Origin of the sequence: Paenibacillus sp. JDR-2, from assembly GCF_000023585.1 — a bacterium.
GTDB lineage: Bacteria > Bacillota > Bacilli > Paenibacillales > Paenibacillaceae > Pristimantibacillus.
This window is the reverse complement of the sequence record NC_012914.1, coordinates 6,328,003-6,342,251: the sequence shown is the minus strand read 5'-3', so window position 1 is coordinate 6,342,251 and position 14,249 is coordinate 6,328,003. Positions and strand designations below refer to the sequence as shown.

Annotated in this window: 7 protein-coding genes; all 7 read left to right on the top strand. The window is 51.6% G+C overall.

Annotated features, from left to right (window positions below; genetic code table 11):
- Nucleotides 1-71 precede the first annotated feature (71 nt).
- The 7 genes from PJDR2_RS27795 (at nucleotide 72) to PJDR2_RS27765 (ending at nucleotide 14,184) form a co-directional block, all read left to right on the top strand.
- The gene (locus tag PJDR2_RS27795) at nucleotides 72-1,724 is read left to right on the top strand and encodes a fibronectin type III domain-containing protein (RefSeq protein WP_015847082.1); all 1,653 of its coding nucleotides are present in this window, start codon (nucleotides 72-74) and stop codon (nucleotides 1,722-1,724) included.
- Between the two features lie 468 nt (nucleotides 1,725-2,192).
- Nucleotides 2,193-7,241, top strand: a complete 5,049-nt coding sequence (locus PJDR2_RS32180; RefSeq protein ID WP_015847081.1) for an S-layer homology domain-containing protein — start codon at nucleotides 2,193-2,195, stop codon at nucleotides 7,239-7,241.
- A 611-nt stretch (nucleotides 7,242-7,852) separates the two neighbouring features.
- On the top strand, nucleotides 7,853-8,803 hold the full coding sequence (locus PJDR2_RS27785) for a carbohydrate ABC transporter permease (protein WP_015847080.1): 951 nt from the start codon (nucleotides 7,853-7,855) through the stop codon (nucleotides 8,801-8,803).
- Nucleotides 8,803-9,651, top strand: coding sequence for a carbohydrate ABC transporter permease (locus tag PJDR2_RS27780; protein WP_015847079.1), 849 nt, complete (start codon nucleotides 8,803-8,805; stop codon nucleotides 9,649-9,651). Before PJDR2_RS27785 ends, PJDR2_RS27780 begins: the two co-directional genes overlap by 1 nt.
- Before the next feature lie 74 nt (nucleotides 9,652-9,725).
- Nucleotides 9,726-11,480 carry a cache domain-containing sensor histidine kinase gene (locus PJDR2_RS27775; RefSeq protein WP_015847078.1) on the top strand — a complete coding sequence of 585 codons (1,755 nt, stop codon included), beginning with the start codon at nucleotides 9,726-9,728 and terminating at the stop codon, nucleotides 11,478-11,480.
- Nucleotides 11,455-12,720 (top strand): response regulator transcription factor, encoded by a 1,266-nt coding sequence (locus PJDR2_RS27770; protein WP_015847077.1) that lies wholly within the window; start codon nucleotides 11,455-11,457, stop codon nucleotides 12,718-12,720. The genes PJDR2_RS27775 and PJDR2_RS27770 overlap by 26 nt, the downstream gene beginning before the upstream one ends.
- A gap of 114 nt (nucleotides 12,721-12,834) precedes the next feature.
- The gene (locus PJDR2_RS27765) at nucleotides 12,835-14,184 is read left to right on the top strand and encodes an ABC transporter substrate-binding protein (RefSeq protein ID WP_015847076.1); all 1,350 of its coding nucleotides are present in this window, start codon (nucleotides 12,835-12,837) and stop codon (nucleotides 14,182-14,184) included.
- Nucleotides 14,185-14,249: the final 65 nt, after the last annotated feature.

Here is a 14,249-nt window from a genome sequence, read left to right as displayed (position 1 = left end):
GAACACTCCCTTAATGTTCATCAATAAAAATAGGCTTGTACCACATTTTACCTAATTGGGAGAGTGAATTAATGTACACGTCACCAATGAAGCGTATGGTGAAAACAGCTCTAGCCGGAACGATGGCAGCGGCAATGCTTGCGGCCCCGTTCCTGTATTCGCAGTCGGCTTTTGCCGCGGTTGGCACGCCTAACTATGAGGTGAAGCTGACGCTCGATCCGGCTCTTGTCTTGGATTCGAGCCACAATCTGGTCAGCTCCGTGCGTAGCGAGTTCGACACGGGCAGCTCGTACAAATCTTACAAAGTACAGTACATGGATACGGCAACGCAAAGCATGCAAGGGCAAGGCTGGAGCGAGCGGATCCGCAAGCGGGACGATCAAAGCAAGCATGAGATTCAATACAAAAAGCGCTACGACGTAGCAAATGGGGATATTAACGCCGCATTGACGCAAGCAGCAAGCGAGGGGCTTGATTCGTCCTCCGGCTTTGACTTCCAGGTGGATTGGGGTTATTCGAAGCAGACGCTCAGCATTGATTACGAGAAAGAGGTATCGGTTTCGGGTTCAAGCGGCAGCGGGCTCAAGATGCCGAACGAAGCAACCTCCCGCACGATATCGGCTGCCAATGAGCCAAGCAAATTTGCGAACTGGACAAGCACGGGCTGGGGAACAACGCAGCTGAATAATGCGGTTGTGTATGGCCCGGTGGATTTCAAGCGATACGAGGGTACATTTAACAGCCTGGATTTGGACATTGAAGTATGGACGGTTATTAATGAAGCAAAGACGGGCAACGAATATTGGGTAGAAGCCTCCTTCAAGACGGACAGCTACAGCGAAGCAAACTCGACCCGCACGGCGTTGATTAACGAGCTGAGCAGCAAAGGCTGGCTGATCCCTCAGGATCTGCTCCGGACTAGCCAAATCATTTCGCGTTATGCGCCGGCTCCGGTTACACCGGACACCACGGCACCTACAGCTCCGTCAAATGCGGCAGCAACAGCCGTATCCGGCAGTCAGATCAATCTGAGCTGGACGGCTTCGACGGACAATGCAGGCGTAACCGGCTACAACGTTTACCGCAATGGAGTGCTGGCCGGTACGGCATCCGGCACTTCGTACAGCGACACTGGGCTGTCTGCATCAACAAGCTATTCCTACACGGTGAAGGCGAAGGATGCGGCGGGCAACGAGTCCGCGGCAAGCAGCACGGTCAGCGCAACAACGCTGGCAGCCGGCAGCGGCGGTACAACAGGCGGTACTTATAATGTGAACGGCAGCACGGGCACTTATATCGAAGCGGAGAATTACACGTCGAAAAACGGTACTTTCGTCAGCGCGGCTTGCTCGGCCTGTTCGAACGGCTTAAACATGGAGACGCCTAACGGCTCCGGCGACAGCAATGCGAACTATATCGCGTATACGATTAACGTGACGAACGGCGGCTCCTTCTACGTTCATTTGCTGAGCAGCGGCGTCGACAGCAGCTCGGACAGCTTTACCGTTGCGCTTGACAGCGCCTCCGGCTCGCAGCTGACAACAACGTCAAACGGCACTTGGGCGTGGAAAAAGCCAAGCAGTTCCATCTCGATCGCAAACGGCACGCACACGCTTTATATTAAAGTAAGGGAAGACGGCGCAAAGGTAGATAAAATCTACCTGTCGAAGTCGAGCACATCCCCAACCGGGCTTGGCGGAACAGCCGCCGTGCCGGCGAGCTAAACGATAGGCACCTCGTTATCAGTTACACCTAGTCCGTTATGCCGTTCCCGGCATTACGTTGGATTTTGTCCAGCAAAATAGCAGTAATAAGAGGCTCGCAGAGAAATACGTTGGAATTTAGCCAACGTATTTCTCTCTGCTCGCCTTTTTTTCATGCTCTTGGACTTAAACTTCTCTAATTATGTTGGAGCAAATCCAACGTAGCTGCTGTGAACTCTTAATTATGGTGGAGTTTACTGTATAGAATCCAATCTGGCTTATTCATGTATCCGCATATGCAAGATTGATAGATCGTGAAAGGCCTTTGTTCATTATCCGCTGCTCTCGAGGCACAAAATGCTGAAATAGTGAAAGAATTGTGTTCATTCCCCTCCTATCATCCTTATAAGGGCGCTCTATAATAGGAGTTGCCTGAAAATTGAAAGCGTATTCGCTACGGTTAGGGAGCCGCTTGAAGGAGGAAGGAAATTGAGTACAGCCATGTTGAAGCAGCACAGCATCAGAAATATCTCTTTTACAATGGTACTGGTTATTGTCCTGAGCATATTCAGTGCGATAGTACCGCCATCTGTATTTGCCTCTGCCGGAGCGGCAGGGACAACGTATTACGTCGATTCCGCGGGAGGGGATGACGGTAATGACGGATTAAGCGAGGAAGCGGCGTGGAAGTCGCTGACGAAGGTTAGCGTTGCAACGTTCCAGCCGGGTGACCGCATTTTGCTCAAAGCGGGCAGCGAGTGGACGGGAGAGCAGCTGCATCCGCTGGGCTCCGGGGTGGAAGGAAGCCCGATCACCATTGATAGTTACGGTGGAGCAGGTTCAAAACCAAAGCTGAACGGCGCGGGCGTTATCGATTCCGTCGTCGAATTTTATAATCAGCAATATTGGGATATTCATAATCTTGAAATTACGAACACCGCGGCGGGCGCTCCGCAGGATCCTTCCAAGCTGGCGGATCTGCGGGGGATGCATGTAACCGGCCAGGATGCCGGGGTGCTGAAGCATTTCTATATCAGCGGCGTGAACATTCATGACGTGACCGGCTGGAATATGTGGATCAGCGGCAGCACGGCCGATGATGAACCGGGAAGCGGGATCATTCACGGTGCGGGCTGGGACGGCTCGAAGCGGACAGGCGGAATTTTGTTCGAAATTTTGAAGCCGGGCGCGAACCCTGTACCAACGAAGTTTGATGACGTTGTGATCGAAAACAGCGTGTTCCAGGATAACTCGTTTGGCGGCATTATTTTCAAGCAATACGAAGGGGATGTGCATTGGGCCTCCCGCGATGACGGCAAGAATCACTCTTCGCCTACCGACCCGCTTGGCCAATGGTACGATCCGGAATGGTATCCGCACACGAACATTACGATCCGCGGCAATTATTTCAGCCAATACGATTCGAATTTCGCCTGCGACACCATTTACTTAACAAGCGTAAAAGATGCTTTGGTCGAGCATAACGTATCTGCCGGCGCAGGCACGAGCGCGATCGAGATGTACTACACCGACAATATTACGGTTCAGTACAATGAAGTGTACGACACGCTGGCCAAAGCCGGCGGCGCTGATTCGAATGCCATCGACCCCGATAAGGAATCGACGAACATTCTGATTCAATACAACTACATTCACAATACCGGTGACGGCATTCTGCTCTGCGGTTTTGTATTTGGTACCGCAACGGTCCGTTACAATATCATTCAGGACGCGGCCCCGGCCAAGCGATTCCTGAATCCGCACGGTGACAAGGGGATGCAGCTTGTTTACAACAACATTTTCTATAATACGCAGGCGGGCTCCAATGTTACGTTCGTCAATTCATCGGGGGGCAGCGCGTACCTGAATGATTCGGACTACGCCGTGAAGATGTTCAACAACATTTTCTATAATGCGGCGGGAGGACCGATCAAACCGGTTACCATCGCTTCGGGTACGGGCGTAACTTACGATCGCAATCTGTATTTCGGGCAAAATGTAACGCCTGCAGCCAATGAAGCCCATGCGATCGCAGGCGATCCGAAGTTTGCCGGTCCGGTTCCAACCACACGCGGCGATGCTTCGACAGGTCCCATTCTTGATTTTACGGGCTTTAAGCTGCTGCCAGGATCTCTTGCGATCGGCAATGCTCTGGATGAGATCGGCATGAACCTAAGCAACTCGACCATGAACATTACGGATAACGGCGGCAAGGATTTTGCCGGACAGCCTTTGTACAACGGCAAGCCGGATATCGGCGCGTTTGAGTATTACGGCGATGCGAACAGCGGGACGGAGTCCGTTACCGGACAGGTCAAAGACGCTGCGGGCACGCTGATTGACGGGGCGGAAGTCAACCTGACGGTTAACGGCACGAAATATTCGGCGCTGACCAATGCGTATGGCTTCTACAGCATAGCTGACGTACCCATTGGAAAAGACTACACGGTTACAGCGACAAAGGAATTCTATACAACGGGCACGATTGAGCATGTTAATGTGACAGCCGGAGATACCACTTCGGGCGTAAATCTGTCGGTTGTTTCAACGAATCCGACGGGGACCATTGAAGGTACAGTCAAAGACACCTCGGATGTAACCAATCCGCCAGCCGTGGAAGGAGCCGAGGTACGCGTCAGCAACGGATCTACGGTATACGAGACGGTTACAACGGATGCAGCGGGCCATTTCTCGCTGGACGATCTGCCCGCGAAATCCGGTTATACCGTGACGGTATCGAAGCCCGGTTATCAATCCTGGACGGTAACGGCAAAAGCCGGTGCGGCGCTCGAAGTGAAACCCGGTATTACCTTAACGCTTGCGGATGTTTACTTGTCGCCGGGTAAACCAACGGTTGTTTTTGACGACAGCTTTGATTCCAGCGCAACAGGATCCGTGCCGGCAGGCTGGACGGTTACGGCAACGGTTGCGGGCGGCAGCGTCGCGGTAGCCGAGACACCTAGCGCGACCAATAAGAGCGTACTGATCTCCCAGCCGATTGCCGGGAAGAACGGCAATAAGACTTCGCTTTATAAAGCACTGGATAACCTGAGCGGTATCGTTACGGTCGAGTATTCGCTCAGCAAGAGCAATACGAATCAATATTTTACGGTGCCAATGGTTTATGGCGATAATTCCTCGCATATGGCGGCAGCCGTCGGGATGGATGGCACGGGCATCCTGTACAAGGATAACGGCTCGTCCGGTACGGCCCATGTCGTGCAGCCTTACACGGCTAACACCTGGTATGACTTCAAGCTGGTTATGAACACGATTACGAAGAAATTCGATATGTACATTGACGGAGTTAAAAAGGTGGATCAAGGCAATTTCCGATTCGCGGACTCCACGACGGATTATTTAACGGGTATAGATTTTAACTCTAATTACAATGTAACGGGTACCGTAAACGTGGATAACGTAAGGGTCAGCATGGGGATTTCCTACCCGAAAAACGATGCGAACCTATCCGGTCTGACGGCAAGCGCCGGAGCATTAACGAAGGTTGACCAGACGAGTTATACGATGGACGTGCCGAACAGCGTAAGCCAACTGACGTTGACGCCTACGGCCGAAAGCGAATTTGCGAGAGAAATTACGGTAAACGGCAATAAGGTGGCAAGCGGCGAGGCTTCGCCAAGTCTGTCTCTGGTTGACGGAGAAAATGCCATTACGGTTGTTGTTACCGCGGAAGACGGCGTAACGACGGCGACCTACCAAGTGACGGTGAATCGTACGCCAGCCGCTGTTGATAACACTTTGCAAAGCTTGACGGTAAGCGAAGGAACGCTTGCTCCGGCGTTCTCGCCGGAAGTAACCGAATATACGGTAAGCGTGCCGTTTAGCGTAAGCGAGCTTTCCGTTACGCCAACGTCAAGCGCGGCTAGCGCCACGCTGAAGCTGAATAACTTTAGCACGCCTAATGGCCAGCCTTCGGCAAACGTACCGCTTCAAGTCGGCGAGAATACAATCACGGTTAACGTTGCTTCCGCTGACGGAACCAACTTCCTGGATTATACGCTTGTCGTAACGAGGGAACCGGGGCCAGCGCCTCAATTAACCGCTGTTTCGGTAACGGGAACGATTCCTACGTTAACCGCCGGCGGCGCGGGTTACGATCTCAGCCAGCTGACGTTGACGGGAACCGATCAATACGATAATCCTTACAGCCTGAAAGATCTGACGGTTACTTGGGCGGTAGCATCCGGCGAAGCTTATGCCACCGTATCCGGCAGCGCGCTGACACCGGTAAGTTCCGGGACAGGCACCGTAACCGCAACAGTGAACGGGATAACCGGCAGTCCGGTTGCCTTCACGGTTGAAGCAGCCAATAACGGCGGCGGGGACAATGGAAACGGCAACGGCAACGGAAATGGAAACAACGGCAATGGCAGTACGGGCAATAACAACGGCAACGGAAGCGGTAATACGAATCAAGGGACAGTTGAGTTGTCTGCCAACAGCCAAGGAACGGCAACGCTGTCGGAATCCGATTTCGCGGCGGCCTTGAATGCAGCGGCAGCGGATGCTTCCGGACACAAGACCGTTACGGTAAAAGTGACTAACGGAACCAATCTTGTTATCCCGGTTTCCCTGCTGCAAGCGAAGGATCGTACCTTCGATATCCAGCTTCAAACCGGTAATGGCACGGTACTAATTCCATCATCTATGCTTAATACCTCCAATCTTCAGGCAGGTACAGTTGAGCTTCGCCTGACTAAGGAGAGCAGCCCGGATGGTCATCCGGTTGTAGATTTGTCTCTTGTTCGCGACGGGAACGTTATTCCGTGGAGCAACCCGGATGCGCCGGTAACGGTAAGCATTCCGTATACGCCAACCGCGGATGAACTGAAAGCACCGGAGCATATCGTTGTCTTCTACATCGATGCGGAAGGCAATCGCATTCCGGTACCAAACGGCCATTACGATGCGAAGACAGGTCAGGTTATCTTTACAACCAAGCATTTCAGCAAGTATGCGGTACAGTTTAACCAGGTCTCGTTTAACGATTTGTCCGGCGTAGCCTGGGCCAGCGAAGCAATTGACGCTCTTGCAGCCAAAGGGGTTATCCAAGGCAAAGCGGAGGGTGTATTCGATCCGCGGAGTAGCATTACCCGCGCGGAATTTATCACGCTTCTGATGCGCGCCTTGGAGCTTCCTCAAGCAGCGGCAGCGGCGGGGTTCGGCGATGTTAGCGAGTCTGCATACTACTACAATGCACTTGCGAGCGCCAAAGCCTACGGGATCGTAACCGGAACGGGAGACAACCGTTTCGAGCCTAACAAGCAGATCACCCGCGAGGATACGTTTGTGATGACGGCAAGAGCCCTCGATGCTCTTCATCAGCTTGATGCTTCCTCAAACGGCGATCTGTCTTCATTCAAAGACGCGGACGCTATTTCAAGCTACGCGCAGGCCAGCATCTCCGCTCTATCGGCGGCAGGTATTGTCCAAGGCGACGCAACGGGCATCCACCCGAAATCCAATCTGACCCGCGCAGAAGCGGCGGTAATGATCTACAGGGTTTTGAACAACTAATTACGAATCTTTCACCTGCGGCTGAACCTCAAGTTTAGCCTCGACCAATAAGACCCCCTGAGGGTCTTATTGGCGTTTGTATCCCTTGCTTCGATGCCAATAAAGCCCTGTCAGGTCCTTATGGACCGCGTAACTGGCTATTTGGAGGGTTGTAATCTTTAATTGCTGTAAGAATAAGACCCTGGGAGGGCTTTATTCTTTGTTTTACTTTCAGTTGGGCTCTCGATAAGACCCTAAGAGGGTCCTATCATATAAAGATAAAAGGTTGAGCAGATGAATGCTCAACCTTTTTGTCCCCAAAAAAGTCCGGGCAAAACGGAGCAAGTGAATGAAGCTGAGAAACGTAGTATTCGCCTTTGTATTTGGATTCCAACTACTAAACCTTGTTCAAGGAATCCAAATACAACAGCGATCGAAGCTCATTCACTTGCGCAGTGGTGCCATAGCGACTGCAACATATCATTCATTTGCGCAATGCCATCACTGCGACAGAGTGCAAAGTTTTGTTAGATACTGAAAGAATCCGATTCATTACTCTCCTTCAAGCATCCCAAGCCCGATTCTATAATGAAACTATAGGTTCACAAGAATGAAAGATAGGAGTAACCAACATGAATAATGCTGCTGTAAACTCCGGCGCCGCGCAGCTGGAGCAGGTTAAGAAAATACGCTCGAAGCGTTGGGAAACCCCTATTACCGGGTATCTGTTCCTGTCGCCTTGGTTAATCGGCTTCCTGCTGCTCACGTTAGGCCCTATGATCATGTCCTTGTATTATTCCTTCACCGACTATTCGCTGCTTGAAGCTCCGAACTGGGTCGGCTTCGACAACTACAAACAGATTTTCACGAATGACGATGTCTTCCCCAAATCGCTCAAAATTACGATCACCTTCGTTTTGTTTACGGTTCCGCTTCGCCTGCTGTTCGCGTTATGCATTGCGATGCTGCTGAACCGCAAGATGAAGGGGATGTCGTTCTACCGCACGATGGTATACTTCCCGTCGCTCATTGGTACAAGCATCGCGGTATCGATCCTGTGGAAAAACATTTTCAGCCGCAACGGCTTTATTAATGATTTCCTTGCGATCTTCGGAATCAAAGGTCCGGCATGGATCGCCGATCCGAAATACGCGCTAGGCACGCTGATCATCCTGATGGTATGGCAGTTTGGTTCATCGATGATTATTTTCCTCGCGGGCCTGAAGCAGATTCCGACCGATCTGTACGAAGCATCGTCCGTGGACGGTGCGGGCAAGTTCCGCCAGTTCATCTCGGTTACGCTTCCGATGCTGTCGCCGATTATCCTGTTTAACGCGGTGCAAACGATGATTAATACGTTCCAGATGTTTACGCAAGCCTTTGTCATTACAAACGGCGGTCCGGTCAAATCGACATATGTCTACGTCATGTACCTGTATGAAGAAGCGTTTACGAAGTTCCATATGGGCTATGCTTCGGCGCTTGCCTGGATCCTGCTTATCCTGATCGGATTGTTTGCGGGCGTACTGTTCGGCACTTCGAAATATTGGGTGTTCTATGAAAACCAAGGAGGGAAGAAATAATGAAAGCAGCCAGATTATACAACCGTTTCTTTAACCATGCTTCTCTCCTGATTATCAGCTTGATTATGATGTATCCGATCTTCTGGTGGGTTGGAGCATCCTTGAAAACAAACGAAGAGATGAGATCGGCTAATCTTTTCCCGAAGGTGCCGCATTGGGCCAACTTCTCGGATGGCTGGGTCTCGACGCCAAACTTTACGTTTACCCATTTTTACGTCAACACCTTCGAATTGATTATCGGGATCCTGTTCACGAGCGTGGTAGCCTGCAGCCTTGTTGCGTTTGCCTTTGCCCGTCTGGATTTTCCGCTTCGGAAAATGTGGTTTGCCATTATGCTCGTAACGCTGATGCTGCCAACGCAGGTTACGGTTGTACCGCAGTATGTCATGTTCAGCAAATGGGGCTGGATCAACACGTACCTGCCATTCTACATTCCCCATCTGCTTGCCGGCGGGATTGGCGGTCCTTTCTTTATTTACCTGCTCGTCCAATTTATGCGGTCCGTTCCGAAGGAGCTGGATGAAGCGGCCAAAATCGACGGATGCTCGTGGTTTGGCATCTACTGGCGCATTATGATCCCGCTCGTTAAGCCGGCGCTGGTCACGGTTATGATCTATTGCTTCCTCTGGAACTGGGATGATTTCTTTGGACAGATGTTATATATTAATAGCATTAATCATTACACCATCAACCTTGCTTTGAAGCTGTTTATTGATTCGCAGGGCTCCGTGCCTTGGGGACAATTGCTGGCCATGTCTTTGTGCTCGATTGTGCCGTCCGTCGTGATCTTCTTCCTCGCGCAGCGCCACTTCGTCGAAGGGATGTCCGCAGGGGCTCTCAAAGGATAATATTGTTGCCCATATAAGCATTGAGCTGCGTTTTTCGCAGCTCTCTTTGCATTCCAAGGCCGGGAGGAATAGGCTTGCGACTTAATCCGTTCAAGACCATGCGAATCGAATACGTATTCTTTTTTGGTTTTGCCCTTATCGTTACGATTCTCGTAGCCATTGTCGTATCGTTCAGCTACTATAACGGCTCCAAAGAGATCGCCGATAACACGTCCTACTATCAGCAGAAGGTGCTGGTGGAGATTCATAAGAAGCTGACGACCAATCTGAAGGATATTGAGCAGAGCTCCAATACGGCTTCGCTCAACTTTACCAATATGTACGAGGAAATGTCCGGCGGCAATAAATATGACCAGGTTCGCGGACAGGCGGGCATCCGGGCACAGCTCAACAACTTTGTTTTTGGCATGCCGATTGTGCATTCCATCCATGTCTATTCCGATCTGACTCCATCCTATAACGTGCAGGAATTTGTACAGTTTCTGCCGCTGGACGGAATCGAAAAGGAAGCTTGGTATAAGGATCTGGAGCATTCGGATGAAGCGTGGGTAAGCGAGCGTATTATTAAGACCAATAACGGCGATACGCCTGTCATCAGCTATGCTCGCAAGGTCTATAACCGGTTCAACCGGGCGTTTGCCGTTATGGTCTTTAACGTCAAGGTTCCGGACTTCCAATCCCTTATAACAACCGAGGACAGCAGGTCGAATCTGGCGCTGCTTGACGCAACCGGCAAGCTGATTACCTATATCGGCAAAGCGGATTTCTTCACGAGTCACCAAGCGGAAATCAAGGAGCAGCTGGAGCAAAAGAACTCCGGCGCGAAGCGGACCGGAGACGAGTTCCTTGTCTGGACCTCCTCGCTTGATTCCAAATGGTCGCTGCTGGAGGTGACCTCCTGGAGGCAGATTACGGCCGGCAGTCTGAAGCAGACAAGGACGATTCTTGCTTTTGGCATCGTGACGATTATTCTGATCTTGCTGCTTGCCGTGTTCCTGTCGCGTCAATTCATCAAGCCAATCGGGCTTTTGCTGAAGGCGATGAGCAATTTCTCCCTGAACAAAAGGGTTCCGCTGCCGGCGGATTACAAGAACGAATTCGGCACGCTTTTCCAAGGGTATGACAAGCTTCTTTCCCGGATCGAGCAGCTGTACGGTACGCTGGAGGAGAAGCATGAGCAGCAGCGAGCGGCGGAGATTAAAGCCTTGCAGATGATGATTAATCCTCATTTTTTATATAACTCGCTTGATCAGGTGAACTGGATGGCCATTGAGGCCGATCAACCGCAGATTAGCAGCATGCTGTCGCATTTGGGGCAGTTTTTCCGGTTGTCGTTGACGAATACGAATAGTCTGGTTCCCTTAACGGAGGAGCTGACTCATATCGAGAGCTACCTGCAATTCCAGAAAATCCGCTGGGAGGACCGGCTTACGTACACGCTGAACGTGCCGGAGGAAGCGGGCAAGCTGTATGTGCCCAAGGTTATTTTGCAGCCGTTTGTCGAGAATGCGTTTGTGCACGGCTTTCACGGGAAGCAGCAGGCTTCGCTCGATATTGTCGTAAGCGTCGGCTTTGATCAGCTGCTTATTGTCATCCGGGACGACGGGCGTAAGCTGCGCGAGGACTGGCAGGAGAAGCGGAGCGCAAAAGGCGGCTACGGGCTCCGCAATGTGCGGGAGAGGATCGAAGCTCTGTTTGGCAACAAGTACGGCTTTACGTTAAGCAATTCGCCGGAGGGCGGAACCGAAGCGAGCATTCGTCTTCCGAGGCTGGAGACGCTTAAGCAGAAAGGGGAACGGCTGCATGTGGAAAATAGTGATCATCGATGACGATTTTCAGGTTGTAAGAGGACTCCGCAAAGCGATTCCGTGGGAGGAGCTTGATGCGGAATTTGCCGGCGACGCAATAGACGGGGAAGCGGGTCTTAAGCTGATCGAAGAGGTTAATCCGGATATCGTGCTGACCGATATTTACATGCCCGAGATGAACGGGATTCAAATGATCGAAGCGTTGAAGCATCAATCGTTCACGGGACGGTTCGTCATCTTGAGCGGCTACAATGATTTTGAATATGCCCGCACGGCTCTGCGCCTTGGGGTAGACGATTATTTGACGAAGCCGGTTACGGTGGATCAGATCCGGCAGGTGCTTGCGGAGACGATTCACAAGCTGGAGGAGACGTATTTGCAGCGGCTTGAGCAGACCGAAGAGCCAAGCTATCCGGCGAAGAACTGGAGGCAGGAGGAATGGACGGCGTCGATTCTGAACGGCTTGACCCAGCCGGAGGAGCTGCCGGCAGCGTTATCGGAATGGCGGGATAAGCAGTTTACCGTTATGGTTCTTGAAGTGGCGTGGACGGAACGGACCCGCAACATATCGATTGCGGACTGGAACCTGTTCCGGTTTGCCGTCGCCAATATAAGCGAGGAAGTGCTTTTAGGGGAGTGGCGCACCGCAAGCTTTGTATGGCTGTTCGGCAATTATGCGGCCGTGCTGCTTCGCTCGGAGCCGGGTACGGATGCTCTGCATACAGCGTCGGCTGCTGAACGGCTAGGCGGGTTAATTATTAACTACCTCAAGAGCTATATTGGCCTCGACGCAAGATTTGGCCTCGGCCGGACCAAGGACTCCTGGCAGGAGATCAAGGCTTCCTGCGATGAAGCCCTGCAAGGGCTGCTGGAGGATCCGGATCGGGAGCAGCAGGCGGAAGAGCCGCAGGCAACCGAGCTGTCTTTTAACACCATTCACGAGAAGCACCGTAAAGCCGTTCAGTACATGATCGAATATGTGCATACCCATTATGCGGAGGATATTACGCTCGAGCAGCTTGCCTCCCAGCTGTATATCTCGAAGAACTACTTGAATCAATTGTTCAAAAAAGTGACAGGCGAGACGTTCACCAACTATGTCATCCGGGTCCGAATCGAGAAAGCCAAGGTGCTTCTGCTCGAAGGCAAACACCTGATTTACGAGGTTTCGGAGATGGTGGGCTACCAGAATGTTCCTTATTTCACCACGTTATTTAAAAAGTACTGCGGCGTTACGCCAAGCGAATTAATGAAGCAATAAATTGTAATGAATACTGAAAGTTTTGTGTTCATTACTCTTCTATACGGTCAATTTGACGGGTGGTAAGATTCAGTTATCACCGCTAGATCAGTCTAGCGCAAGGGGGTATATATAGTGAAGAAGGCTACTAAAAAAGGGATTCTTGCAACCGCTTTAACTCTTATGATGGTTACATCCGCAGCTTGCGGCAGCAATGGAGGCAACTCCAACAATACGCCAACGGACAGCGCGGCGCCAAGCGACGCCGCAGCGAGCAATAACGGCGGAGCGGCAAGCAATGACGAGCCGGTAACGCTGACGATTGCATGGTGGGGCTCGCAGCCGCGTCATGACGCAACGCTTAAAGCGCTTGATCAATATAAGGCTCTTCATCCAAACGTTACGTTCCAGACTCAATTCTCCGGCTGGGACGGCTACTACGATAAGCTGGCTGTTCAATATTCGGCGAAAAACGCGCCGGACATTATTCAGATGGATGCCGCTTACGTAAATGATTATGCCGGCCGCAGCCTGCTCGCGGACCTGAAGGATCTGAACGTAGCGGATATTGATCCGGCTACCGTAGACGGCGGTAAAGTAAACGGTACGCTGTATGCCATTCCGCTGGGTGTTGCCGCTCTGGGCATGGTATACGATAAGACGGTTGTCGAGAAGCTTGGATTGACCGCGCCAACCTTCGGCTGGAGCTGGGACGAATTCTTTGCCTTTGGCGAAGCGGCTAAAGCAAAGCTTGGCAAAGACAAATACGTATTCGTAGACCAAAGCGCCGATCTGGTTGATTATACTTCCTACCAATACAGCCAAGGCAAAGGCTATATCTTTGACGCGCAAGGCAACTTGGCTATCGATAAAGCCACTTGGATCGATTACATGACCAAGATGGGCGAGCTTCGCAAGAAGGGCATTCTGACGCCGGCCGATATTACGACTACGGATAAAGAGCTTGATCCGCAGCTGGACAGCGTCATTAACGGCAGCGCGGTTGCGCGTCACTTGTTCTCCAACCAGGTCAGCGCGATTGAAGCTTTGAAGCCGGGTGCATTTGGTTACGCTTCGATGCCTAAAGGCACGGAGTCCGGCGGCTGGCTGAAGCCTAGCATGTTCTGGAGCGTTAACGCGCAGTCCAAGCATCAGGCCGCAGCGACTGAGTTCGTGGATTGGTTCATCAACAATGAAGAAGCAGGCAAAACGCTTGGTTTGACGCGCGGCACGCCGGTAAACTCCAAGGTCGTTACGGCAATTGAGCCAACCTTTAGCGACGCGGATAAAGTATCCCTCGATTTCTTGAGCAAAGTAACGCCTGACGCTCAAACGTTTATTAACGACCCTAAAGGCTGGGGCAGCTTCAAGAATGATTACAAAACGGTTGTCGAGAAGCTGCAATACGACCAGTCGACACCGGACGAAGCGTATGACGAGTTGATGAAGGTTGCCGCTAAATATGCGGAAGAAGCTAAGAAATAAGAAATAAGAAATAAGCAATAAGAATATAGAGGATTGGCCGATACTTTGGCCGGTCCTCTTGGTTT

Excerpts from the sequence above, each read along its gene's own strand:
- PJDR2_RS27795 (WP_015847082.1), top strand. The coding sequence starts at position 72 with ATGTACACGTCACCAATGAAGCGTATGGTGAAAACAGCTCTAGCCGGA.
- PJDR2_RS27785 (WP_015847080.1), top strand. The coding sequence starts at position 7,853 with ATGAATAATGCTGCTGTAAACTCCGGCGCCGCGCAGCTGGAGCAGGTT.
- PJDR2_RS27780 (WP_015847079.1), top strand. The coding sequence starts at position 8,803 with ATGAAAGCAGCCAGATTATACAACCGTTTCTTTAACCATGCTTCTCTC.
- PJDR2_RS27770 (WP_015847077.1), top strand. The coding sequence starts at position 11,455 with ATGTGGAAAATAGTGATCATCGATGACGATTTTCAGGTTGTAAGAGGA.